The 26,077-nt window shown below is 42.7% G+C and carries 23 protein-coding genes; 12 read left to right on the top strand and 11 right to left on the bottom strand.

Annotated features, from left to right (window positions below):
* Nucleotides 1-697: 697 nt before the first annotated feature.
* Complete coding sequence (locus F993_RS04855; RefSeq protein WP_004656164.1) at nt 698-1,996, bottom strand: serine hydrolase domain-containing protein; 1,299 nt, start codon at nt 1,994-1,996, stop codon at nt 698-700.
* Nucleotides 1,997-2,236: 240 nt separating this feature from the next.
* Between F993_RS04855 and rpsO the strand changes: the two genes are divergently transcribed.
* The 4 genes from rpsO to F993_RS04875 all read left to right on the top strand — a co-directional run bounded on the left by rpsO (nt 2,237) and on the right by F993_RS04875 (nt 7,797).
* Nucleotides 2,237-2,506 (top strand): 30S ribosomal protein S15, encoded by a 270-nt coding sequence (gene rpsO, locus F993_RS04860; RefSeq protein WP_004656162.1) that lies wholly within the window; start codon nt 2,237-2,239, stop codon nt 2,504-2,506.
* A gap of 256 nt (nt 2,507-2,762) precedes the next feature.
* On the top strand, nt 2,763-4,850 hold the full coding sequence (gene pnp / locus F993_RS04865; RefSeq protein ID WP_171066080.1) for a polyribonucleotide nucleotidyltransferase: 2,088 nt from the start codon (nt 2,763-2,765) through the stop codon (nt 4,848-4,850).
* 260 nt (nt 4,851-5,110) lie between these two features.
* Entirely contained in the window at nt 5,111-6,433 is a 1,323-nt protein-coding gene (locus F993_RS04870; protein ID WP_004656158.1) for a dicarboxylate/amino acid:cation symporter, read from the top strand.
* 140 nt (nt 6,434-6,573) lie between these two features.
* Nucleotides 6,574-7,797 (top strand): magnesium transporter CorA family protein, encoded by a 1,224-nt coding sequence (locus tag F993_RS04875; RefSeq protein ID WP_032812541.1) that lies wholly within the window; start codon nt 6,574-6,576, stop codon nt 7,795-7,797.
* 27 nt (nt 7,798-7,824) lie between these two features.
* On the opposite strand, the gene F993_RS04880 is transcribed toward F993_RS04875, so the two are convergent.
* The 6 genes from F993_RS04880 to F993_RS04905 form a co-directional block, all read right to left on the bottom strand.
* Nucleotides 7,825-8,151, bottom strand: coding sequence for a chaperone modulator CbpM (locus F993_RS04880; protein ID WP_004656154.1), 327 nt, complete (start codon nt 8,149-8,151; stop codon nt 7,825-7,827).
* 11 nt (nt 8,152-8,162) lie between these two features.
* Nucleotides 8,163-9,107 (bottom strand): DnaJ C-terminal domain-containing protein, encoded by a 945-nt coding sequence (locus tag F993_RS04885; RefSeq protein WP_004656152.1) that lies wholly within the window; start codon nt 9,105-9,107, stop codon nt 8,163-8,165.
* Nucleotides 9,108-9,248: 141 nt separating this feature from the next.
* The gene (locus F993_RS04890; protein WP_004656150.1) at nt 9,249-9,860 is read right to left on the bottom strand and encodes a LysE family translocator; all 612 of its coding nucleotides are present in this window, start codon (nt 9,858-9,860) and stop codon (nt 9,249-9,251) included.
* 118 nt (nt 9,861-9,978) lie between these two features.
* Nucleotides 9,979-10,854: an Hsp33 family molecular chaperone HslO gene (hslO, locus tag F993_RS04895; RefSeq protein WP_004656148.1), complete on the bottom strand. Its 876-nt coding sequence runs from the start codon at nt 10,852-10,854 to the stop codon at nt 9,979-9,981.
* A gap of 116 nt (nt 10,855-10,970) precedes the next feature.
* On the bottom strand, nt 10,971-12,791 hold the full coding sequence (locus F993_RS04900) for a cation:proton antiporter domain-containing protein (protein WP_004656145.1): 1,821 nt from the start codon (nt 12,789-12,791) through the stop codon (nt 10,971-10,973).
* Nucleotides 12,792-12,913: 122 nt separating this feature from the next.
* On the bottom strand, nt 12,914-15,139 hold the full coding sequence (locus F993_RS04905; RefSeq protein WP_407637369.1) for a primosomal protein N': 2,226 nt from the start codon (nt 15,137-15,139) through the stop codon (nt 12,914-12,916).
* A 161-nt stretch (nt 15,140-15,300) separates the two neighbouring features.
* On the opposite strand from F993_RS04905, the gene gspF reads away from it, so the two are divergent.
* The 3 genes from gspF (at nt 15,301) to F993_RS04920 (ending at nt 17,645) form a co-directional block, all read left to right on the top strand.
* Nucleotides 15,301-16,506: a type II secretion system inner membrane protein GspF gene (gene gspF / locus F993_RS04910; protein WP_004656141.1), complete on the top strand. Its 1,206-nt coding sequence runs from the start codon at nt 15,301-15,303 to the stop codon at nt 16,504-16,506.
* Between the two features lie 17 nt (nt 16,507-16,523).
* A complete protein-coding gene (gene gspG, locus F993_RS04915) occupies nt 16,524-17,036 on the top strand; it encodes a type II secretion system major pseudopilin GspG (RefSeq protein ID WP_032812538.1) in 513 nt (170 codons plus the stop codon).
* Nucleotides 17,037-17,300: 264 nt separating this feature from the next.
* The gene (locus tag F993_RS04920) at nt 17,301-17,645 is read left to right on the top strand and encodes a hypothetical protein (protein WP_004656137.1); all 345 of its coding nucleotides are present in this window, start codon (nt 17,301-17,303) and stop codon (nt 17,643-17,645) included.
* Between the two features lie 56 nt (nt 17,646-17,701).
* Here the strand turns inward: F993_RS04920 and F993_RS04925 are convergent, their stop codons facing one another.
* Complete coding sequence (locus F993_RS04925; RefSeq protein WP_004656136.1) at nt 17,702-17,965, bottom strand: DUF2798 domain-containing protein; 264 nt, start codon at nt 17,963-17,965, stop codon at nt 17,702-17,704.
* A gap of 245 nt (nt 17,966-18,210) precedes the next feature.
* Between F993_RS04925 and F993_RS04930 the strand changes: the two genes are divergently transcribed.
* Entirely contained in the window at nt 18,211-18,549 is a 339-nt protein-coding gene (locus F993_RS04930) for a tRNA-binding protein (RefSeq protein ID WP_032812754.1), read from the top strand.
* Between the two features lies 1 nt (nt 18,550).
* Here the strand turns inward: F993_RS04930 and lnt are convergent, their stop codons facing one another.
* On the bottom strand, nt 18,551-20,110 hold the full coding sequence (gene lnt, locus F993_RS04935) for an apolipoprotein N-acyltransferase (RefSeq protein ID WP_004656131.1): 1,560 nt from the start codon (nt 20,108-20,110) through the stop codon (nt 18,551-18,553).
* On the bottom strand, nt 20,107-20,946 hold the full coding sequence (locus tag F993_RS04940) for an HlyC/CorC family transporter (RefSeq protein WP_004656129.1): 840 nt from the start codon (nt 20,944-20,946) through the stop codon (nt 20,107-20,109). Before F993_RS04940 ends, lnt begins: the two co-directional genes overlap by 4 nt.
* Before the next feature lie 175 nt (nt 20,947-21,121).
* Here F993_RS04940 and tusA point away from each other — a divergent pair, with 175 nt between their 5' ends.
* Entirely contained in the window at nt 21,122-21,379 is a 258-nt protein-coding gene (gene tusA, locus F993_RS04945) for a sulfurtransferase TusA (protein ID WP_004656127.1), read from the top strand.
* 70 nt (nt 21,380-21,449) lie between these two features.
* Here the strand turns inward: tusA and F993_RS04950 are convergent, their stop codons facing one another.
* Nucleotides 21,450-23,162 (bottom strand): electron transfer flavoprotein-ubiquinone oxidoreductase, encoded by a 1,713-nt coding sequence (locus F993_RS04950; RefSeq protein WP_004656124.1) that lies wholly within the window; start codon nt 23,160-23,162, stop codon nt 21,450-21,452.
* A gap of 187 nt (nt 23,163-23,349) precedes the next feature.
* Between F993_RS04950 and F993_RS04955 the strand changes: the two genes are divergently transcribed.
* From F993_RS04955 to F993_RS04965, 3 genes are all read left to right on the top strand, one after another.
* The gene (locus tag F993_RS04955; protein ID WP_004656122.1) at nt 23,350-23,973 is read left to right on the top strand and encodes a DUF1285 domain-containing protein; all 624 of its coding nucleotides are present in this window, start codon (nt 23,350-23,352) and stop codon (nt 23,971-23,973) included.
* Between the two features lie 43 nt (nt 23,974-24,016).
* Nucleotides 24,017-24,904: a glutamate racemase gene (gene murI, locus F993_RS04960; protein ID WP_004656120.1), complete on the top strand. Its 888-nt coding sequence runs from the start codon at nt 24,017-24,019 to the stop codon at nt 24,902-24,904.
* Between the two features lie 95 nt (nt 24,905-24,999).
* Nucleotides 25,000-26,028, top strand: coding sequence for a DUF4062 domain-containing protein (locus tag F993_RS04965; RefSeq protein WP_004656118.1), 1,029 nt, complete (start codon nt 25,000-25,002; stop codon nt 26,026-26,028).
* Nucleotides 26,029-26,077: the final 49 nt, after the last annotated feature.

Here is a 26,077-nt window from a genome sequence, read left to right as displayed (position 1 = left end):
ACTTATTCTTCAGAATTCACCATTTTGTAAGTAAAAGCTTACAAGGATTCGAGATATTGTCGCTAGAGCAAGCGCAAGGTTTTTGAGATTATGTACACACAAAGAGCCTAGCACGGAAAGCTAGGTAAATCGCAAAAATATAATAATAACGTCGTATGACAGCGAACTTACAGTGAAGTAAGTGATAAAAGAGGAAACTTACAGCCGCTAAGCCTTGTAGTTTTGGGAGAGACTACAGGGCTTTTTTATTTTCATGTCAAAATTCACTATAAAATCAACTTAATCCATATGCTATTTAGGGTTTTTGAGAATAGGTGAAAATTCACGCATTAACAAATCTGCATTGGTTTTACTTTATTTATATCTTCAAATAAAAGGAAGAAATAGAAATCTTCTTGTCTGACAATTTTTTGTTATTATTAAGTTAAATGTTATACAGACTTGTACGTTTTTTCTTACACAGAGATAAGAGAAATGCTATTTCTCTCCACAATTGATTCTGACAGAATAGTCGGTATAGAGAAAGCGAATATGTGTTAAAAATAATAAAGAAAAGGATGTGTGATGAGCATTCAGAGGGTTTGAATGGTGTAAGAAAAAAGAATAAAAAACAAAAAAAAGAACAATGATAAATCTAAGCGCAAAAGCCCAAGTTTGACTTGGGCTTTTTTGTGCGCGGCATTCTAGTGGCTAATCCTTAAACCAGATCAGCTTCAGTACGATCTGTTGCAAACAGGGAACGGCGTTGATTCTTCGCAATTTTCGGACAATTTGTAGAGATCTGGTACAACGTTTTTGCCAGTGCAGGCAAGTGAGTTCCCACCACGGATTTTCCGGTAGTCAGGAGCGATACACTAATATCCCGTTCTGGATCTGCCCAGCACAGAATATTAGAAAACCCGATATGTCCAAAGGCCTGTCCGGTCATTGGGCCAAATAGTCCTACGGGATTACTGCCGAGCATTGGGCCCAGTGCATAACGCATCGGTGCCAGTAAGGTCCGATCTAAGCTAACACCAGAGGTTGGCAGGGTGGAGCGGAATACCGTTTGAGGACTCATAATTTGTTTGCCCTGATATTCTCCGCCACTGAGCAGCATTTCAAAAAAACGTCCTGCTTGTTCAGCACTGGTATAGATGTTGCCAGCGGGGCAAATGGTGTCCATGAAACGGGTATCATTGGTGACATCGACTGCAAGCTGTAGACCGCCACCGAGTACATGATTGAGATAATGATCTGTGCCTAAACTTGGATGAATCCCCGTCGCATAGTTCAAGGCAACATCGGCACGATATTCAGGTTTTAATCCATAATTGAAATAATCCAAGCCCATTGGCTTTTCAACATGTTCGGCCAGAAACTCGCGTACACTTTGCCCAGTCACCCGTTGCACGATTTCGCCCAGAATATAACCTGCGGTCACGGCATGGTAAGCAAGATGAGTTCCAGAAGGTGAAACTGGTTTGGCTGCACAGAGCAGTTTTAGTATCTCTTCTTGATTAAATAAAAGCTCTGGCGTCACCTCTGTGTCGATACGAGGAATACCGCCACGATGGGAGAGCAAATGAAAAATGGTCGCCCGACGTTTACCATTCACGCCATATTCAGGAATGTAATAGCTAATCGGATCAAGTAGATTTAAATCACCTCGTTCATCCAGCATGTGGATCAACATTGCTGTGACCATTTTAGAGGCAGAGAACAGGCAAACTGGGGTATCTGGTGTCCCAATCTTGGCATCGGTGGCTAAGCCATCTGGAGAGTTACCTTGCGCATAACCGATACTTCGATTGAGAAGAATCTGCCCCTGACGACGTAGGCATAAGCTAATAAGTGGATAATTCCCCGTTTTATATAGATTTTCAACACTGTTCCATATCTTTTGAATCTGTCTTTCGGTCATGCCGCCTAATTCAGCCGAGACTTCATCTTTGCTGCGAATCACTTGATTTAGATCATGCGGCACATAACAGGTATTGGTTGATAAAATTTTCACGATTCCCTCGCAATATTTTCGTTTTCTTTCTTCTCTGTCATAAATTGAAAACAGAATCAGGCTAGTGTGCCTATTTTGTACAGCGCTGTCAGCTGCCGAATTGCCAGCGGATATAAAACAATTTTGCAATATAGCGATAGATCACTTAAAATAAGCGCCTTGCTGTAGTGATGCACGGCAGTCGGTTGGTTTCAACTGATCATTATCATTTTATTTTTGTAAGCATCTCGGAGAAATCGAATGGCTTTAACTAACACTGATCGCGCAGAGATCATCGCTAAATTTGCTCGTGCTGAAAACGACACTGGTTCACCTGAAGTACAAGTTGCTTTATTGACTGCTCAAATCAATGATTTGCAAGGTCACTTTAAAGAACACAAACACGACCATCACAGCCGTCGTGGTTTGATCCGTATGGTTAACCAACGTCGTAAATTACTTGACTACTTAAACGGTAAAGATCACGGTCGTTATGTTGCTTTGATCGGCGCATTAGGTTTACGTCGTTAATTCGATTTTACTTTGTTTTCGGTATTTCGCATGTTGCTATGCTTTATCGCTGAAAAGAGAGTTTCACCTAATTTAGTTTAGGTGACTTTAGAAGGGGCGCTTGTTCGCTCCTTCTTTGTGTTTAAATTTATTTAAAAATTTTGATCTAGTGCGATGGCTTCTAAGCTTTGTCATTTATCTACACAGCAGTGGTAGTCTGAATGCCAAACCTTAGGGGTCTCACTAGAATAAAACTAGGAAAATATAATACATGTCAATGTTTAATATCGTTCGTAAAGAATTTCAATTTGGTCAACACCAAGTTGTTTTAGAAACGGGTCGTGTTGCACGTCAAGCAAATACAGTTTTAGTGACCATGGGTGGTGTGACTGTTCTTGTTGCTGTTGTGGCTCAGCCGAAAGCAAAAGCGGGTCAAGATTTCTTCCCGTTAACTGTTAACTATCAAGAAAAACAATATGCAGCTGGTCGTATCCCTGGTGGTTACGGTAAGCGCGAAGGCCGTGCGTCTGAAGCTGAAACTTTAATCTCACGTCTGATTGACCGTCCAATCCGTCCATTGTTCCCAGAAGGTTATTTCAACGAAATCCAAGTGACAGCAACAGTTGTTTCTTCGGATAAGACGATGGATGCCGATATTGCTGCAATGTTGGGTACTTCAGCGGCATTGTCAATTGCGGGTACACCATTCCGTGGTCCAATCGGTGGCGCACGTGTTGGTTTAATCAACGGTGAATACGTTCTTAACCCGAATTTTGAACAACTTGCTCAATCTGATCTTGACCTTGTGGTTGCGGGTACAGAGTCGGCTGTGCTTATGGTTGAATCTGAAGCGAAAGAGCTGTCAGAAGATCAAATGTTGGGTGCAGTGCTGTTCGGTCATGACGAAATGCAAATTGCAATTCAAGCGATCAAAGAATTTGCTGCAGCTGCGGGTGCGGTTGAATCGACTTGGGTTGCACCAAGCAAAAACGAAGCATTGCTTGAGCAATTAAAAGCCGCTTTCGAAGCGAAAATTTCTGAAGCATATACTATTGCAGTTAAACAAGACCGCTATGCGGCGCTTGATGCACTTTATGCAGAAGCGGTTGCTCAGTTCGTTCCTGAAAATGACGAAACAGGTATTGCGGATGAAGTGAACGAATTATTTGAAGACCTTAAATACCGTACTGTACGTGACAACATCTTGTCAGGTAAGCCACGTATTGATGGTCGTGATACTAAAACTGTACGTGGTATCGACGTACAAGTTGGCGTATTAGAGCGTGCACACGGTTCTGCATTATTCACACGTGGTGAAACTCAGGCCTTGGTTACAACGACTTTGGGTAATACGCGTGATGCGCTAATGGTTGATACCTTAGCGGGTACAAAAACTGACAACTTCATGTTGCACTATAACTTCCCAGCTTACTCTGTTGGTGAAACGGGTCGTGAATCTGGTCCTAAGCGTCGTGAAATTGGTCATGGTCGTTTGGCTCGTCGTGGTGTTCAAGCGGTTCTTCCTGCAGCTGACCGCTTCCCGTACGTGATTCGTATCGTATCTGATATTACTGAATCTAATGGTTCGTCTTCTATGGCTTCTGTATGTGGCGCTTCATTGTCACTGATGGATGCTGGTGTACCATTGAAAGCACCAGTTGCGGGTATCGCAATGGGCTTGGTTAAAGAAGGCGAGCGTTTCGCAGTTCTTTCTGACATCTTGGGTGATGAAGATCACTTGGGCGATATGGACTTTAAAGTTGCAGGTTCTGCCAACGGTATTACTGCACTTCAAATGGACATCAAGATCGAAGGGATCACTGAAGAGATCATGGAAGTTGCATTAAACCAAGCATTTGCTGGTCGTATGCACATCTTGAATGAAATGAACAAAGTCATTTCACGTGCACGTTCAGAAATCAATGCACATGCGCCGACCTTCGAAGTGATCAACATCAACCCTGACAAGATCCGTGACGTGATTGGTAAAGGTGGTGCGACCATCCGTGCGATTACTGAAGAAACTAAAGCGGCGATTGATATCGAAGATAACGGTACGGTACGCGTGTTTGGTGAAACTAAAGCGGCTGCGAAAGCTGCGATTGCGAAAATCCAAGCGCTTACTGCAGAAGTTGAGCCAGGTACAATCTATGCGGGTAAAGTGATTCGTATCGTTGAATTTGGTGCATTCGTTAATATCATGCCAGGTACTGACGGTTTGCTTCACATTTCACAAATCTCGAATGAGCGTATTGCGAATGTGACTGACGTATTAAAAGAAGGTCAGGACGTTAAAGTACAAGTTGCAGATGTCGACAACCGTGGTCGTATCAAGTTGACAATGAAAGACATTGAACAAGCTTAATGCTAGCAAGCATTTTGCTTAAAAAAAGCGCATTGTTTTAACAATGCGCTTTTTTATTAAGTGAATGATTGTTAACAACATAAAAAACTGAAACTATAAACATAAAATTTCTTGATATTAGACATTAGTCTAATACTTTAATTGTATACCTCACAATTAACGTAGAATTCCCCAAATTTCCGTGCCTGCCTGCGTTTATGTGGTTTTAGATAGACAGTCGGAAGTCTATTTGTTCATCTCAATATGAAGGAATATCGCACATGCTTGTCGATCATGTCGCCACAGGTCAAGATGACCAACAGCCTCCCAAGAAACCAAAGTTTTATCAGATTCTCTATGTGCAAGTGATCTTCGCGATTGTTGCGGGGATATTGTTAGGTCATTTCTTCCCAGAATTGGGTGAAAGCTTGAAGCCACTCGGCGAAGCCTTCATTAAATTAGTTAAAATGATTATTGCTCCTGTGATTTTCCTGACCGTTGTGACGGGGATCGCGGGCATGAAAAATCTCGGCAGCGTAGGTCGGGTGACCGCGAAGGCCATGATCTATTTCTTGACCTTCTCCACTTTAGCTTTGATCGTGGGTTTGATTGTAGGAAATGTGATTGAGCCAGGTCACGGTTTGAATATTGATCCAAGCAGCTTGCACAGCACCAAAGTTGATGAATATGCAGCCAAAGCGCATGAGTCGACCATTACCGGCTTCTTGATGAATATCATTCCAGATACCTTGGTCAGTCCGTTCGTATCAGGTCAAATTCTTCAAGTCCTCTTTGTCGCGGTGTTGTTTGGTTTGGCTTTGGCAAAATCAGGTGATTTAGGTCGTCCAGTCACTGATTTCTTACAGCAGCTCACTACGCCAGTATTTACTTTAGTCGGTATGTTGATGAAGTTTGCGCCGATTGGTGCATTCGGTGCCATGGCCTTTACCATTGGTGCTTATGGGATCAGTTCAATCGGTAACTTGATGTTATTGATTGCGACCTTCTATATTACTGCTTTACTGTTCGTCATTATTATTTTGGGTGCAGTCGCACGCTATAACGGCTTCTCGATTATTGATTTGATTCGTTATATTAAAGACGAACTTTGGTTGGTACTCGGAACAAGCTCATCCGAAGCAGCACTACCATCATTGATGGCGAAGATGGAAAAAGCAGGCTGCGAAAAGTCGGTGGTGGGCTTGGTGATTCCAACAGGTTATTCATTTAACTTGGATGGTACCAACATTTACATGACTTTGGCGGCACTGTTTATTGCTCAGGCCTGTAATATTGAATTAACCCTTACACAACAAATCACGATTCTATTGGTCGCGATGCTGAGCTCTAAAGGTGCAGCAGGCATCACAGGTGCGGGCTTTATTACCTTGGCTGCAACACTGTCAGTTGTTCCTGCAATTCCAGTGGCGGGTATGGCATTGATTCTTGGTATTGACCGTTTTATGTCAGAATGCCGTGCATTGACCAATTTAGTCGGCAATGCTTGTGCAACCATTGTGGTTGCAAAGTGGGATAATGCACTGGATAAAGAACAACTCGACCAAGCCTTAAAATACGGCGTGGTGGATAAAAAAGAAGTGTAATTTTTCAGATATTAGAAAAGCCTCCATGTTGTACATGTGAGGCTTTTTTATTGGATGTGGTTTCTGTCTCTATAATAGCCGTAGCTTTTTATCTGGCTTCGTGGCAGCATTTCTCTAGCCCTTTTAATTGCTATTATCCTATGCAGCTTTATTATTTTTATCGCCATAACAGTGAAAACACGATTTTTATCAGTGCGGAACAACAAGCAGAGCATACGCTCGAATTTTTATGGGTGGATAGTCTTAGACAAGATTTAGTGAATCATACCGAGTCTTGGCAGAAAAATATTTATGCACAGACAGGGCTGGTGCTGAATGAATTCCATCTGCGCGATTTACTCAATATCGAACATCCGTGTGCGTTTGATACAGTGGAGGAATATGACCTATTGGTATTCCGTAAACTGATCAGTCCAGATGACCAGATTTTAGAAAGTGAAGGCCTTTCAGAATCGCATGAAAGTGTTTTTGGTTTAGCGACCACACCGATGAGTTTTATCTTAACACCTACCGTTTTGGTCAGTGTGAGAGAGCAAGGCAATCAGGCGGTAGAGAGCTATATTCAACGCATTCAGACCATTATGGGGCGACCAATTGCCGAGCAGAATAAACCGCGTAAGTTAGCCAGTACCCCCGCGGATTTATGCCTACGCTTGCTGAATAGCATGATTGATGGTTATCTAAACTTACGCACGCCGTTAACGCGTCGGGTTGAATATTGGCAACAGCAACTGTTACAGGGCAATCGTCGTTTTAAGCAGTGGCATCAATTGTTCCATGAGGATATGGCCTTTCAGCAAATCGAAAATCTCTGTGAGGAGCAGATCGAAACCTTGCAGGAGTTTAGAGATGAGTTGGTTGATAACTATCACCATGTGGTCGGTGAACATAAGCATAAAGCGCAAGATATTCTGTTGGTGCGTTTGAACGATTTGATGAGTCATGTGGAACGGGTACAAAAACATACGCTGCGTTTAAGAAATGCGATTCAATCGGCCATCGATTTACACTTCTCCGCCATTGCCAATCAAACCAATGAGAACATGCGCATCTTGGCAATCATTACCGCTATCTTTGCACCACTGACCTTGTTGACTGGCGTTTATGGGATGAACTTTGAGTTTATTCCAGGATTGAAATCACCTGTTGGCTTTTGGATCATGCTCGGGGTGATGCTGATGAGTACCATATTCTTGCTGTATTATTTTTATCGTCAACATTTGGTGGGACGTGGTGAGCGTAGCGTTATTGATTTACTGGCGCAGCAGCATCGGCAGCGTAATTTTAATCTGTTGTGGTTTTTGGACTATGAACCGATTAAGCAAACGCTGAAAGAAGTGGAGAAAATGACCAAGCTGAAATAGTTTGGGCTTGGTCATGCAAAGGATGGTTTAATGAAAATGTTTGAGCTGTTTACGCAGCTGTTGCACTTCATCGATTAAATCCAACATCACCGCTACAGCTGATAAGCTTGCATCGAAGTCACGTTGTAAACGGTAAGCACGTCTGGCCCGACTCACATCTTCACCAATAAACTGATAGCTTTGCGGATCAACCGTGATTTGCAAAATGTCATAATCAATCAGTTTTAACACCCAGTCGGTACTTTGCCCACATGCCTCTGCAAAGTGCTCAAGATCAAGTGCCAATTGTTCATCAATGATTTCAACTTGGCAGTGACCGTCATATTGAATTTCTTTGTATTGAATAGTTGTCATGATCTTACTCCTTATGAGGCACGCGGTTTAAAAGCAGTAAAGGCATCGGCAAATTGTTGGTAGGCCTGTTGCTCTTGCTCACTGTGCGCTGGCGGTAAAACAATATTAATGATCAGATATAAATGTCCTGCTGTTTTGTTTGGAATGCCTTTGTCTTTTAAGCGTAACTGTTGCCCATTCTTGGCATTTTTCGGTAAGTTGACTTTGAGCTGTCCAGCAGGGGTATTCAGCTCAATACTTTGGCCCAAACCTGCTTCCCAAGGGCTGACATCAATGGTTTGGTATACATCGGCACCTTCGACACGAATTCGATCCGTGTCTTTGTATTGGATTTCAATATAAAGATCACCATTTTCTCCGCCGTTAACACCACTTTGACCTTGACCATTGAGGCGGATTTGTTGGCCTTCCTTCATGCCTTTTGGAATCTTAACCTCTAGGGTTTTCCGTTGCACTTCAGGTTCACCATACACATTGTAGGTCGGGATTTGCAAGGTGATCTGTTGAGTAGCACCATGATAGGCAATATCTACATCGATCTGAATACTGGCGTGCTGGTCTTCACCACGATAGCTGCGTTGCTGGCGTTGTGAACGTTGTTGCCCGCCGCCAAAACCTGAACCAAAACGGCCAAATAAGTCTTCAAAGCCACTAAAGTCAGCCCCATCCCCTGAACTTTGACGATAAAACTGTGAGCCATCAAAGCCACTTTGATTGCCTTGCCCGAAATTAGAGAACCCTTGTGGATGATCCAGTATTTGATCATATTCGGCTTTTTTAGTACTGTCACTCAAAGTGTCATAGGCGACATTGATGGCCTGCATTTTGGCTTCAGCATCGGCTTCTTTACTAATGTCAGGATGGTATTTACGCGCCAATTTTCGATAGGCTTTTTTGATTTCATCTGCTGAGGCGTCTCTTGAAACACCGAGCTCTTCATAATAATTTTTTGCCATGATTTTAATAAAGATAATAATGTGTTTGTTTCATTATGAAACGAATCCAAGAGATTTCAATGGATTCGATTGTATAAGACTTGTTCTGTTTGGCTAAAAATGTACACCGCTATGGCTTTTAATGTGGACTTGAGGTCGATTTTAGATAAAGGTATCCACGAGTCCATAGAGCGCAATCAAGACCAATAAAACACCACATAGACCAAGAATCTTAGGATAGATACTGCTTTGAGACAGACTGCGGAAGAACAGATACACCAAAGACAACGTGAGAAAATCCAAAATAATCCAGGTCATTGTCAGTAGGCTTAAACTGAAATTGATATTCGGTGAGATGTGAATAAACTGCGGGAAAAAAGCCGAGAAGAAAATGATGTCTTTCGGATTGGAAATCCCCACCAAAAAGCCTTTTTTAAAGCCGCCACTTTGTGCAGATACGGTTTGGCTGGCGGTTGGATGCGGTGCCTGAAGCACTTCTTTAATAATGCTATAGCCCAGATAAGCGATATACAGGCAGCCCAATACCCGAATGGCTTTGAGGTAATTCTCATCAATGCTAAGAAAACCTTTGAGAATGAGTACGGAAATAAAAATCAGGATTAAAGAAGCGAAGTTAGTGCCAAAAATCGTCTCCAATGCTTTTTTATAGCCACCTTTAAGGCCAGCACTGGCGACTAGAATCATCACAGGGCCAGGGGTGGCAATCAGCACAACCACACTGATGATAAACAGTAAATATTCGAAGTAATTCATAAGGCAAGTTAAGGTCTATGTTATTGGAAGATTTGCACATTGTTTTATCGGATAGACCTTAATACAAAATAAAAAAAGACGGAAGCCCGTCTCTTTTTATTTTTTAACATTTGGTTAATTAACTTAAATGTTCACCGAACAAACCTAAAGCTTCTTCTGCACTAAACTCATATCGCGTATTACAGAACTGGCAATCCATCTGGATGGGGTTTTGCGCTTCTAAAGTTTCATGCACTGCATCTACACCAATCTGAATCAGGGCATTGGCACAGCGCTCCTTAGAACAGGTACAACCAAACTTTAATTGCTCAACTTCAGGCAAACGTACTTCTTCTTCGTTATACAAACGATAGAGGATTTCATTGGCTGAAAGATCTGTCAGTTCTTCCGGTTTTAAGGTTTCAGTCAACATGGTTAAACGCGGCCACAAATCTTCGTCCACCAGTTTTTGCTCTTCTTCATCGTTACGAGGAAGGAGCTGAATCAATAAACCACCTGAACGTTGCTGATTGGTTGCCAATACAATATGCGTCGGAATCTGTGCAGACAAATCGTAGTATTGGGTCAAGCAACCTGCCAAAGTGGGTTGATCAAGTGGTACGATCCCTTGATAGCGTTCGCCGTGTTCAGGTTCAATATTGATGAACAATACTGGATTGCTAAGTGCAGCAAGCACAGTACGGCTGTCTTTGCCTTCGACAAAACGAGGATCTTCTTCATAATCTGCCAAGGCACGTACTTCGCCTAAATGGTTGCATTCGGCCATCGCCCATTTGAATGTGCCTGTGGCCTGAATTTGTAAGCTAATACGACCATGAATCTTTAAGGTGCTAGCAAGCAAGGCCGTTGCACTGAGCATTTCACCCAAGAGGCTTTGTACCGCAGGCATATATTCACGTTGCGCCAAAATGGTTTGAAGCGCTTCTTCCAAATGCACCACTTCACCGCGAACAGGACAGTCTTCGATAAAAAAGCGTTGGCGTAAATCAGACATATTTTTCTCCAGTACCCCTGAAGGGGAAACAAAGCAATCAACTGCTTTGAAAAGCACTTTGGGCTTTATAAAAAGGTGCATGTATGCAGTCAATAATGGTGTCAGTTTGCTAAAACTCAAGATGTTTCATTGGGTGAATTTGCATCACTTTGTGTGTTTTGATCATTGCTCACACGATCGACAGGCAAAGTTTTTGTATTTGCAAATAAATACTCAAGTTCTGCCATGGCGTTAGGATAACTTTCGAGTATTTCTTGCTGATCATGAGCCCAATGTTGCTGTGTTAGCAATCGTTGGTCTTCCTGTTTGAATTGCGCTATCTGCATTTCTGCTTCATCGCTAGAAAGCCCCATTTCAATCAAGGCTTGCTGTGCCATATTTAACGATGAGGCATAAGTTTCACGCCAAATCTGTGAGATACCCAAGCCATGCAGTAAATGGGCATGATGACGGTCACGAGCGCGGACGAAAAGCATTAAATCTGGGTAGTTTAAACGTAGGTGTCGCGCCAGATTCATACTATCTTCAACATCATCAATCGCAACAATCAATAACTTGCAATATTCGATGCCTGCAGCACGCAGGTTTTCGACTTGAGTAACATCAGCATCAATAAAACGATGTCCGTATTGTTCAATAAAATCAGCATCAGGTTGGTTGCTATCGATCACACTAAAGGGTTTGCCTTGCGCATGTAAAGCACGTGCGATGACTTGTCCAAAACGTCCAAATCCAATAATGAGAATTGGATGTTGTGGAACATCGGCATCAACCACCGCGATTTTACTCTTTTGTAGCATAGGCAAGATTTTTCGATCGAACAGTGTATAGAGCAGCGGGGTGAGCAGCATCGAGCCCAATATAATCAGGAAGGTCGATTCTAATAACGCCGTGCTAAGTAAATTTTCACTTTCTGCCAGCTTGAGCAGAATAAAACTGAACTCACCACTTTGCGCCAAAATGATTGCAAACAGGGTGCTGAGTTTGGCATGGCGTTGTTGGTAATAGCAGATCGCGCCAATCACAGCGGCCTTGATCAAAATCAAGCCAAAAATTGAAGCGAAGATCAGCAGTGGTGTTTGAGTTAAGGGGGTCAATGAAAGGCCTAAGCCAATCGCCAGAAAAAATAAGCCTGTCGCTGCATCTTTAAAGGGTTCGAGAATACGCTCAACTTCAGTTTTAAATTCGGTTTCTGCGAGGAGCAATCCTGCTAAAAATGCAGCAATCAATACATGAATATTGAGAATATCCATGATGAGCATCACAGCAAGCAGCACCAATAAGCTGAGAACAGGGATGAGGTGAATACTGTGTTTACGGGCTAAAAAACAAAATGCAGGTCGAACTAAATAACGGCTGGCGAGGAACAAACCTGAAATGGTGGCAATGATTGCAGCAAAGTAAGCAATACCGTGACGTGTCGAGGCTGTGTCTTCCAATAAGGGAAAGAGTGCAATCAGAATGACGGCAATAAACGCCTGAAACTGTAAAGTCGCAAGTGTTGCTTGCCCTAATTTATGATTGAGCTGTTGTTTTTGTTGTAGCAATTGTTGTGGGAGGATCACCGCAGAGAGTGCTAAAGCAGATCCGATAATCAGACTGAGCAGTACTTGATGAAACAGTAACAAACATGCTCCAACCAGAAAGATGGTGGTGATGAAGTATTGTAAGCCACTGTTTTTTAAGATGCCTCTGCGTTCTGCCCAGAGTTGTAGCGGGCGAAAAGCAAACCCGATAAAGAACATCACCGCAATTGTACCAAAATGCAGCAGTTGGCTGATCAGTTGAGGGTCTTCAATCAAACCAGAAACACTGGAACCAAGCAAAAGCCCTGCAATCAGATAACCCAAAACAGTGGTCGAGGCATAACGTTTTGTCAATGGAACAAAAATTAAAGTCGCAGCCAGTAAAAAAATAATCGGTAGTAGGAAAGACATTGAATGCCTCAATTTTTCTATTTTGTCTAGACTAACTCAAATGAGGTGTCTGTAAAAATATGATCTGCAAAGATGATAGCTGGAAACGTCCTTGGTCATTTGAATCAGCGGACGTTTAGCTTTTAACTAAACTCTTGTGGATCAACATCAATTGAGAGTCTCAGTAGGTGCTGACGCGGTAAATGTACCACTTGTTGCCACCATTGACGTAAATAAAAATGCAGTTTGGCGCGATCAGTCGACAAAATCACCATATGCGCACGATAACGTCCTGCCTTGCGTTCCATCGGTGCGGGAATGGGGCCCCAAATATCCACGGTATCACCCGCCATCGCTCTCAATTGCTGGGCAATATCCGCTAAAAACTGTTGGCTATAGTCACGATCTTTAGATTCAACCCTCACCAATACTGCATAACGATAGGGTGGCAGCTGGGCAACTTTGCGATCAGCCAGCATTTGTTTGGCAACGGTACGATAATCATGCTCAATTAGGGTGGTCAACATCGGGTGATCTGGACGCAGGCTTTGTAAATAGACACTGCCTTTATGCTCGCCACGACCAGAACGGCCGGCGACCTGTACAATCAACTGCGCGGTTCGCTCAGGTGCACGTGGGTCGACACTGAGTAACCCAGCATCAATATCTAAAATCGCAACGAGCGTTACATGCGGGAAATGATGGCCTTTGGCCAGCATTTGTGTACCCAATAAAATACTGGGCTTATTTTGCTGAATCCGATCATAGATCTTTTGCCAACTGCCGACTCGACTGGTACTGTCACGATCGACTCGAATGACTTCATTGTGAGGGAAGAGTTCTTGTAAGTGTTCTTCAAGCTTTGCCGTGCCTGCACCAATGGTTTTTAAGCTTTGTTTTTGGCAGGCAGGACAATGATCAGGCAAGCGATTGATGGTGCCGCAATGATGGCAATGCAAATAATGGTAGGGCTGTGAATGCAAAGTAAAATGCGCATCACAATGTGGGCAGTTGGCTTGCCAACCACAGCTTTCACACATCAGGATCGGCGCATAACCGCGTCGATTTAAAAAGATCAGCACTTGTTCTTTGCGCTCTAAAGTATGTTTGATCTGTTCGATCAGGGTTTGACTCAGACCGTGCTTCTTTTTTGCGACTTTTAAATCCACCACATACATTTTCGGCAGTACCGCCACGCCTGCACGTTGATTGAGTTCAAGTAAATGTAACTTGCCAGACTCCACTAAATGATAACTGTCGATACTCGGTGTTGCAGAGCCAAGGATGACAGGACAGTTCTGCAAATGACCTCGATACAAGGCCACATCACGGGTATGGTAACGGAAACCTTCTTGTTGCTTAAAGGAGAGGTCATGTTCCTCATCCAAGATGATTAAACCCAGCTGCGGCAGTGGGGTATAAATTGCGGAACGTGTACCAATAATAATCGACGCTTTACCGGTTTGCGCATGTTGCCATGCCTGTAAGCGTTTCGAGTCATTTAAGCCTGAGTGCAGTAAGGCCACATCACAATGAAAACGTGATTTAAACCGTGAAACGGTTTGCGGGGTTAAGCCAATCTCAGGCACCAGTACCAGCACTTGTTTGCCTTGTTTTAATACCTCATGCATGACGTGCAGATAGACTTCAGTTTTACCGCTGCCAGTCAAACCATCGAGTAAAAATCCCTGATAGTGATGCTGTGCTTTGAGGATCTGTTGAATCGCTTTTTTCTGATCGTCATTGGGGGTTAATGGTACTTGCGCCAGTTGTACGGGCGTTGGGGTAAAATCATGCGGTTCAAGGCAGCATTCAACCAAGCCCTTTTTCTCCAAGGCTTTTAGGGTTGAGGTTTCTACACCACTTAGATTGAGCACATTTTCAGTGGTGCCATTGGGATGCAGTTTGAGAACCTGATAAGCATCATATTGTTTTTGTGAACGTTTTAATAAGGTATTGGGATCATCATGGGGAATGATCTTCCATAAATGAAACAGAATATCCAAGGCACGCCCTTGTCTTAATAAGGTAGGTAGAGCGCTTTGCATCACTTCACCAATCGGGAATTGGTAATATTGTGCTGACCATGTCAACAAAGTTAAAACTTGTTGGTCTAGAATCGTTTCCTGATCGAGTAATTCTGTGATGGCCTTAAGTTTGAATTGTCCTGTAAATACTTCGTTAGGATCTACTTTTTCAGTAATGATTCCCACGAGATTTTGCCGCCCAAAAGAAATGGCAACGCGTGCACCGATTTGTGCCTGTGCATATTGCTCAGCACTGACTGTATAATCAAAGGTGTCATACACATAGACGGGTATCGCGACTCGAATACGGTAAAGAATAGCGTTAGAATTTTGGCTAGGCATATAGGCTTCATTCATGGGTAAAATGGCATGACTGCATGTCATGGAATTATGCTAAAGTGCGAAGTGTTATGTCGATGAATTTCTTGCGAAACGCTCAGGTTTCACTTCAAACACGGATGCAACGGTAACAACAACTATTTTGGGACAATTAGAACAGAACCATGCCTGCTTATCAATTTACTGCGCTTGATGCCTCTGGAAAGCAACATAAAGGTGTGCTGGAAGGGGATTCTGCACGCCAAATTCGTCAACAGTTACGCGATAAAGCATGGACACCCATTGCGGTCGATGCGGTTGAGCAAAAAGACAAACAACAACAGCGTTCATGGTTTAAAAAAAGCTTTAGTGCCTATGATCTGGCTTTGATGACCCGTCAGCTTTCAGTTTTGGTCGCTGCGGGAATTCCACTTGAAGAAGCACTGCGTGCAGTGAGTAAACAAAGTGAAAAATCACATGTCCAAAACTTATTAATCGCGGTACGGTCCAAGGTTTTGGAGGGGCATTCACTGGCAAAAAGTATGCAGCAATCGGGGCGATTTCCTGAACTGTATATTGCAACAGTAGCAGCAGGCGAGCGCTCAGGCCATCTTGATCTGATTCTAGATCAACTGTCCGACTACACCGAGAACCGTTTTGCTATGCAGAAGAAAGTGCAGGGCGCGATGATCTATCCGATTGTACTGATGTTGATGTCTTTCGGGATTGTGATGGGCTTGATGACCTATGTCGTGCCTGAAATTGTCAAAACCTTTGAACAAAGTAAAGAAGCCTTGCCTTGGATCACGGTTGCCTTGATGAAAGCCAGTGCCTTTATTCGGCATACTTGGATTGGCATGTTAATCCTTGCATTAATTGCCATTATTGTATTTACCCGTTTTTTAAGAACCAATGCGGGACATTATGCATTTGACCGATTAACACTCAGATTGCCACTATTTGGTAAACTTTCGCGTGGTATAAATGCGGCACGTTTTGCCAGTACCTTATCGATTCTGACCCGTTCAGGTGTGCCTTTGGTTGAAGCCTTACGCATTGGGGCGGAAGTCAGTAATAACTGGGTAATTCGTGATGCGATTGAAGTGGCGATGGAGCGTGTAACAGAAGGTGGTAATTTGGCAACACAGTTGGAGCGTTGCGGTTATTTCCCCCCAATGATGGTACAAATGATTCGAAGTGGTGAAGCGTCTGGTGAACTGGACCGGATGTTAGATCGGGCATCGACCATGCAAGATCGTGAGGTGACCACCTTTATTTCCACGTTACTGGCGTTACTCGAACCCTTGATGCTGATTTTTATGGCAGCAATTGTCTTGGTAATTGTGATTGCGGTAATGTTGCCAATTATTAATATGAACAATATGATCTAATGAGTGACATGTAAGAGATGAATATGAATAAACACAATGTTGAACAAAGCTTGAATCCTGCCACTCGAAGCATGGCTTCTCGTCTTGCGACCCGACCGAGCGTTGCTCGCTTTAATCGGGTCTCAGGATTTACGCTCATTGAAGTGATGGTTGTTATTGTAATTCTTGGTGTTTTGGCAGCACTGATCGTTCCGAACGTGATGGGCCGTGGTGAAAAGGCCAAAGTCGATACCACCAGTATTACTTTAAAAGGTGTTGCGGGTGCTTTGGATCAATATAAGCTAGACAATGGTCGTTACCCATCAATGCAAGATGGTGGTCTAGATGCGTTGGTGAATCAACCTGCTTCTGCAAAGAACTGGTTACCGGGTGGTTATGTCAAAGGCGGCTATCCAAAAGACAGTTGGGAAAATGATTTACAGTATGTAATCCCAGGTCGTGAAGGTCGTGCATTTGATTTATATTCGTTTGGCGCGGATGGTAAAGAAGGTGGCGAAGGCAATGATGCGGATATTTATTATCAGCCATAATGCTTGAATAAAATATCACTTCACTTTTGAATTAAATAAATCTAGAGTGAAGTGATAATGTTTCTTAATTAGAAATAATAAACTAAAATTTTGAAAAATATAAAATAAATAAAATATTGAATATGTGAGAGTTATAATAAGAATTATTCCCATATTTAATAGTTACAAGAAAAAGAGATTATGCAGAAAAATAGACTATTTCTTTAGATCAAAGATTTGCATAATAAATTTAAGCCATTGAAAAATAAGATGTGGAGAAATCAGATGAAAGCATTCTTTATGTTGGATGAACTGAATCAGTTTCATTGGGCAATGCTTAAATCTGTATTGCTCATTTTAAGTTTATTACCTTTTAGTGAAGGGGCTTTAACATTGTGGCAAGCTTCGGAAGGAAGTAGTCAAATCATAATCGGATTTTTTGCACTGAGTATGTTGAGTGCATGGTTTGTATTGTGCTTTTTAAGTGCCCTAAAAACCAGTGTTTGGGATAACCATGAGCTGATTTCTAAATATGAGCAGCTTGTATTTAAAGCCTATCGATATATTCCGATGCTGTTTTTATCAAGTCTTGTGGCGTATTTATCGGTGCAGTTGTCGATTAATTTCTAAGCAGAAGATGTTCAAAAAAACGTAGACCCAAGATCTACGTTTTTTATGGTCTAAATTTAAGCTGGTCGAACCAAGAGCATTGTCATTTTACGCACGATAGGTAACACCAAGAGCAGCACAGGAAATGCGATCAGCCAAGAAATTCCCCATGCTGACATCCACGTTGTAAAAGAGAACTGCTCAAAACCCATACTTCTGAGCGTACTAATACAAGACACAATAAAAGTCATAATAATGGACAAGAAGAACGGTAAAACAATGGATGCGTAACGATTAGGAATTTTTTGAAAATTAAAAGAAGAAGATTTTGAACGCTGCATTTTTTACTCCGTAAACCAACAAACGCCAGTGCCTTATCCAAGATAAAAAATATCTTGATCAAATAGCTCCAAGCCTTGTTGGAGATATGTTGGCACGTTGATTGACGTAAACGTTTACGGCTTTATGATCAGCAAAATTAATTTAGCATGAAGTTGCTCAATTGAAAATAAAAATAAGCGTATTTATTGAGTTGGATAGATTCGCTATGCTGCAACTGGGCTTAAAAGAGAGAAAAGGAAAAAGTATGCAACAGATCGAATGGAATGACTTTACTAAGGTTGAATTACGCGTGGGTAGAATCATTCAAGCGGAAGTGTTTCAACAAGCACGAAAACCCGCTTATATTTTGCAGGTGGATTTTGGTGAAGAGCTGGGGATCAGAAAATCCAGTGCGCAAATTACCAAGCTGTATCAGCCTGAGAGTTTGATTGGAAAATTGGTGGTTGCTGTGGTGAATTTTCCGAAAAAGCAGATTGGACCGATTCAATCAGAGTGCTTGGTGACAGGTTTTCATAATGCAGACGGGGATGTCGCACTTTGTGTCCCAGAGTTTGATGTTCCTCTGGGCACAAAGTTACTGTAATTTATCGACGTGATTTGAAGCTAATATCAACTTTACGTGGACGATAGATCCAGCCTACGATTAATAAAAGCAATGAGAAAATCAAGATTGGGTAATCGCTTAGGCGGTTATACAGCGTTTGCCCTTGCATAGCAGGTAATTCGCCACGTAACACGGCTTCTTGATCCATTGGCGCCTGTTTAACAATATGACCATGCTGATCAATAAATGCAGTCACACCGGTATTGGTGGCACGAATAAACCAACGACCATTCTCTTTGGCACGCATCTGTACCATTTGCAGATGTTGCCAAGGTCCAGCCGTCCCCGTGAACCATGCATCATTCGACACGGTGATTAAGAAGTCACTATTAGCGGCATTACGACGGGTGAGGTTGGGATAGGCCACTTCATAGCAAATTGCGGCTGCCAGTGCATGACCTTTTACAGTCAGCGGTTTTTGATTGGCTTCACCGCGTGAAAAACCACTCATGCTGACATCGTTCTGCATCGCAGGAAGTACCCATTTCAGCATGCCTGACAATGGAATATATTCACCAAATGGGACTAAACGTTGTTTCTTATACAGGCCAAAGGAGTCGCTACCCGATGCCATAATGCTGTTGTAATACAACGGTTCACCCACTTGTTGGGATTTGGCTAGATCCCAATAAGGAATTCCAGTGACCCAAGCAGTATCGGTTTTCTTCGCTTGCGCCGTCATCGCATCCAAAAACTCTTGAATATCAGTCTGGAACATTGGAATCGATGATTCAGGCCAAACGATGAGATCACGGCCCCATTCTGCGCGCGTCAGGGTGGCATAGATTTCCAAGGTTTTAATTTGATATTCGGTCAGCCATTTCAGATCTTGTGGAATATTGCCTTGAATCAGTGAAACACTCAGCGGCTTCGCTGCTTTAGGCTGCACAAATTGAATAAAACCAGCGCCCCAAGCACCGAATACGAGGAGTGCAGAAGGAATGGCCCAGAACCAACGGCGATTTAAAATCTCAACCAAGGCACAGGCCAATACAATTACGACAAAAGAAACGGCATAGACCCCGAATAGCGGGGCATAGCCATCGAGTAAGCGTTCAGTGAAGGCATAACCTGCAAATAACCACGGGAAACCGGTAAAGACCCAAGTTTTGGCCCATTCAAATAATACCCAGAGTGGCGCGAAAGTCAGCGGTGTTTCCGGGAAGAAGCGACGATATAACCACGTTTGAAATGCGGTAAATAAGCCCATTGCGGCTGCCATAAAGACAATCATCAAAATGCTTAGAAAGGCATTGGTATCGCCATAGGTATGGATTGAGGTATACAGCCAGAACGCGCCGACAAACCATAAACCAAAACCATAGGCCCAACCGAGCGCAAAAGCTTGGCGTGGACTACGTTGACGTAATACCGCATACAATAGTGCAGGCGACAGAATCGCAAGCCACCAAAAGTAATAAGGGGCTAAAGCCAAACTAAAGATTGCACCTGAAATCAGTGCAATTAATAGGGGAAAAATAAAAGGAAGCTGAGTGTGTGCTTGAGATGGATTTAACAGCTTCTCAAAATAGGTTCTCATTGACGGACAGCTCGAATCAGATGAATAGTGCGTGCATCTGCTTCAATAATGGTAAATTGCCAATCGCCAAGCTCAATGGTTTGACCTTGTAAATCGCTCACTAAACCAATCTCTTGCAGCAGTAAACCGCCCATAGTTTCAACTTCATCGTCAGAAAAATCTGCATCTAAAATAGTGTTGAAGTGTTCGATTGGTGTAAGTGCCTGCACAATCCAGGTATTGGCTGTGGTCGGGTCATTGTCTGGGACGATATACAGCGCTTCTTCATCTGCAATATCGTGCTCATCTTCAATTTCACCGACAATCTCTTCGAGAATATCTTCGAGGGTAACCAAACCCGAGGTTGAACCATATTCATCAATCACGATGGCAATATGGGTCTGGGTATTTTTTAACATGCGGAGTACTTGGTCTGAACGTGCACTTTCAGGCACGAAGACAGGCTGACGCATCAATGAACGAATATCGACTTTGACATTGCGCTCGGTTAAAAATGGCAAAAGATCTTTCGCTAATAAGATACCCACCACATTGTCACTTTGATCTGCTGAAAACACAGGGAAGCGTGAATGTGCAGAATCAATCAGTACATGCAGAATATCAAGTAATTGATCGTCTTCCTGTAAGCTGATAATCGCTGTACGCGGTGTCATGACTTCTCGAATCTTGGTTGCTGGCAGATCGAGAACACCCTCAAGCATAGCAACAGTATCTGGCTCTAAAAAGCGACGTGAGTCTTGAACTAACTTGAGTAATTCATCGCGGGTTTCAGGTGCGGTGCCTAACCATTTTCTTAAGCCACGCATGCCCCACGACGGACTGGATTCCTCGACCATGATCTTTCCTAAAGACTCTCTATATCAATTAGATGATTTTCATCATACCGAAGATAAAGCCGATATGCATCAATAAAACGATGTAAAAAACGTACAGTTTTTCAAAACACTGTTGATGATTTTTATATGAGCGGTTTATGCTAAAATGTGAATCTTCGAATATTTGAGTTTTATGATGTCTGAACAACCAAAACTTCCTGCTGTTCAAATCAATACGCGAGGTTTACGTTGCCCCGAACCTGTGATGATGTTGCACCAAGCTATTCGCAAAGCCAAGTCTGGCGATGTGGTTGAGGTACTTGCTACAGATCCGTCAACCTCATGGGATATTCCAAAGTTTTGTATGCATCTCGGACACGAATTGGTATTAAAAGAAGAAAGTCTGGATGAAAACAGTAATACTGAATACCGCTATCTGGTGCAGAAGGGTTAAGTGTCATTTCAGCCAAATAAAACGAAAGCATAAAAAATCCGAGTCTAAACTCGGATTTTTTTATTTTGAATTACATATTCGGATAGTTCGGACCACCGCCGCCTTCAGGCGTTACCCACGTAATGTTTTGTGATGGGTCTTTGATATCACAAGTCTTACAGTGGACACAGTTGGCTGCGTTGATCTGGAAGCGTTTAGAACCGTCATCATTTTCCATGATTTCGTAAACCCCTGCAGGGCAGTAGCGTTGAGCTGGCTCATCCCATTTCGGTAAGTTAACGTTCACTGGAATTGAAGGATCAGTTAACTTCAAGTGTGCTGGTTGGTTTTCTTCATGTACGGTATTTGAGATAAAGACTGAAGATAAACGGTCAAAAGTCAACTTGCCATCTGGTTTTGGATAGTTTGGCTTAAACGTAGAAGCATCTACAGTTTTAAGCACTGCAAAGTCTTGTTTAAGATCATGCAAAGTGAATGGCACTTTAAAGATGTTTTGATCGATAAAGTTAAATGCACCACCAATCCATTGACCAAACTTATGCATCGCTGGACCAAAATTGCGTGAGCTATATAACTCTTCTTTTAACCAAGAATTGTTATATTTATCTGTGTAAGCAGTTAATTCTTTATCAAAGTGGTCTTCACCTTCAAGTACACGTGCAATCGCAAGATCACCGCCTTTGGCCACACCCGCCGCAATCGCTTCAAATACTGCTTCACCACACAACATGCCTGATTTCATTGCAGTGTGTGAGCCTTTGATTTTTGAGAAGTTCAAGAAACCAGCATCATCACCAATTAAGCAACCGCCTGGGAAAGTGAGTTTAGGCAATGCATTGAAGCCGCCTTTCACCACAGCACGTGCGCCGTAAGAAATACGTTTGCCGCCTTCAAGGAATTGTTTGATGGTTGGGTGTGTTTTCCAACGTTGCATTTCCATGAATGGATACATGTGCGGATTTTCATACGATAAATCCACGATCATGCCCATGGTGACTTGGTTATTTTCTGCGTGATATAACCACCAGCCACCAGTAGAACCTGTTTCAGACAAAGGCCAACCTGCGCCATGCATCACTAAACCTGGTTTGTGTTTTGCAGGATCGATTTCCCAAAGTTCTTTAATCCCGATCCCGTAATGTTGTGGATCAGCATCTTTGTCGAGATTGAATTTTGCAATCAAGCGCTTACCAAGGTGACCACGGCAGCCTTCAGCGAATAAGGTATATTTGGCATGTAGCTCATAGCCAGGCGTGAAGTTATGCGTTGGCTCACCATTTTTGCCAATCCCCATATCACCTGTTTGAATGCCTTTGACTGTACCATCTTCATGATAAAGCACTTCAGCAGCAGCAAAGCCTGGGAAGATTGAAACTTCAAGTTCTTCCGCTTTTTGACCTAACCAACGAACCACATTACCAAGGGAAACCACATAGTTTCCATCGTTGTGCATTGATTTCGGTACCATCCAATGCGGCATTTTTTGTGCTTTGCTATCAGATAATAAGAAATATGTTTCGTCGCCCGTTACAGGGACATTGAGAGGTGCACCTTCTTCTTTCCAGTTCGGAAATAATTCATTGATGGCACGTGGTTCAAGTACAGCACCAGAAAGGATATGCGCACCTACTTCAGAGCCTTTTTCAACAACACAAACAGAAAGATCAGGCAGGTTGTTTTCAATCGCTAATTGACGAATTTTAATCGCAGCAGACAAACCCGAAGGTCCTGCGCCTACGATCACTACGTCAAACTCCATCGCTTCACGTTCGATGTGTTCCATGTAGGACTCCTCATATTTTTAGGGGTGGCAACCGTAATATTGCGATTCGGTGCTGCCATGAGTGTTCTGAATTGCCAAACACAAATGATAGTATTGTGCTTGCAAACGTTTGGGATAGTATAGTTTTAATCCTTGATCTCGCCAATTGGCTGAGTGGTCATATTTTCTCGTCAGCAAGGCATAAACTATGATAAATGAAAATGATTCTCCACCAAGCTCTTTACAAAATAAGGGAAAAATCGTGTTTTCTGATGATAAAAACTTAATGGACATTGCACAATACATAAAAGATGTACAGCAAAGTCACAAAAGGTCAATTCCCCCTTTAGAGCAATGGCACCCAAAGCATTGCGGCAAAATGGATCTACGTGTAAAAGCCAATGGCGAATGGTGGCACGAAGGTCAATTGGTCAAACGCCAAGCGCTTCTGGACCTGTTTACCAAGGTGCTCTGGAAAGAGGATGGCAAATTCTACCTCAAAACCCCTGTTGAACAGATCGAAATCGAGGTTGAAGATGAGCCTTTATTGATCAATCAGGTTGATCAGGTCGAGATTGAAGGGAATACCTATTTGCAACTGACCACGAGCAATCAGGATGTGGTGATTGTCGATGAAGCGCATCCAATTTTTATGCGTGAATATCAGGGTGAGTTAAGGCCCTATGTACATGTGCGATTCGGCATCAATGCCTTGATCCAGCGGCAAAGTTTTTATCATCTTGTCAACTACGGCAGTTTGTCTGAAACTGCACAAGGCGAGACGGTTTTAACACTAAAAAGTGGTGATTTGGTCTTGCATTTGAGCACCTGAGGTTTAAGCTTAAACCAGTGAATAACCGAATACCCGTGCGTATATGACTGCCGTTCAAACCATGCCTCTTTTACTCAATCCTATGCCACATGCATCAGCAGATGCACCGATTGGCGTTTTTGATTCAGGCATCGGCGGATTGTCCGTGGCACAGGAGATTGCCCGACATTTACCCAATGAACGCATTCTGTATTATGCCGATACCGCACATGTACCTTATGGCGCGCGTTCCGATCAGGAAATCCGCCAACTTACAGCACAAGCGATAGAATGGCTGTATCGTCAAGGCTGTAAAATTGCAGTGGTTGCCTGTAATACCGCTTCAGCATTTAGTCTGGACTATTTGCGTGATCATTATGGTGAGCGTTTTCCGATTGTGGGTTTAGTCCCAGCCTTAAAACCTGCAGTGATTCAAACACAGTCTAAAGTTGTAGCGGTATTGGCGACGCCAGCAACCTTTCGTGGACAGCTGATTAAAGATGTGATGGCAAACTTTGCCCAGCCAGCAGGGGTTAAAGTCCTGACGGTAACCAATCTGGAATTGGTGCCTTTTGTTGAGGCTGGACAACAGATGAGTCCTGCTTGTTTGACAGTGTTGCAGCAGATTTTGCAGCCAGTGGTGCAACAAGGTGCCGACTTTTTAGTCTTGGGTTGTACTCATTATCCATTCTTAAAAGAGGCGATTCGTCAGATTTTTGATGAAAAGTTAAAATTAATTGATTCTGGACAAGCAGTTGCGCGACAAACTGCGTATATTTTAATTAAAAATGGGTTATTATGTGACAAATTGCGTCATAATATTACACGGATTGAATGTTATGTCAGTGGGAACAATGCTGTAGCGCTGCAAGCAGTTTTACAACATCTGATCCCTGAACAATTTACATGGAAGATTAAAAATCTGGACGATATTAGGGTGGAAAATCACTAAATCGTGCCATTTTTATAGATTTTATTGGGGTTAGCTGTTAATAAAAATCAAGATGCATACTTGATATTATTGATAAATGAATTGGGGCTTCGCCTATGCAAGATACTCGTTATCAAGTCTTTATTTCCACCTCTGGCAATGAAATGCAACCAGAGCGAGCGGTTTTGGCACAAACTTTAGTGGGCATGGGGTTTCTGTCGTGGGGACTGGAACAACGTACGCCCTTAAGTACCTCGATTGCCCGTCGTCAGATTGATGATTGTGACTATGTGGTGATTCTATTAGGTAGCCAGTATGGTGAGCAGTCGGTTTCAGGTGTGGGCTATATGCATCTGGAATACATTTATGCGATGACTAAACAGAAGCCTGTCATCGTGTTTATGCATGAAGATCCCGAATCACGTGATGCAAAACTACATGACCATAAATCTGAATTAAAAGAAAAATTTAAAGAGTTTAGAAAGCAGCTTCAACATGAGGTCGATCAAGTCTTTTGTTATCGTACTTTAAGAGATTTAGAACTTGCTGTTCGCTCCAGTATGCCGCAAATGTTAGAACGTTACCCTGTCGTGGGGTGGGTTCGTCCACAAAATACGCAGGTATTACGGGATGAAATTGATGCATTGCGTGCCAAAGTCAAACAACTGGAAACAGAGCTGGGCAACCGTGAAGCAGATCCGCTGACCAATGTCCCTAAAGTCTCAATGCATGAACTGTATTCTTTTGAATATCGAATGCATGCTTATCAGGATGGTAATTTCAAAGAAGTTAAGCCACATCGTAAAATGACATGGGCTCAATTATTGAATGTCTTGGGCTCGGCTTTTGTTATTCCAACACCAGAAGAATATTTTTCTAAACGCATGAATGAATATTTAAATGAAACGGGTCTGGAAGATGCGCGCAAGGAGATGCCCAGGACACATGCGGTTTCTCGTGCTCAAGTCAATATTCGGGCGTTGCATGAGATTAAATTGCAGATGCGTCAAAACGAATGGATTATGCCAACGGGACGCGATGATCGTCAGCGTATGCTGTGGCAATTGACGGCAAAAGGGCAGAAATTGCTAGAAAGTAATGTGCTAGACAGTAATCGGGTTTTTCAGTTTAAGACAATGCATTAATCCAATTTAGAAAAAAACGCTAAAACTGCTAAAGTAATTGAATGAATTC

This window comes from Acinetobacter proteolyticus (genome assembly GCF_000367945.1).
GTDB lineage: Bacteria > Pseudomonadota > Gammaproteobacteria > Pseudomonadales > Moraxellaceae > Acinetobacter > Acinetobacter proteolyticus.
Note: the sequence above shows the minus strand (reverse complement) of the source record. Positions and strands in the feature narration are given on the sequence as shown.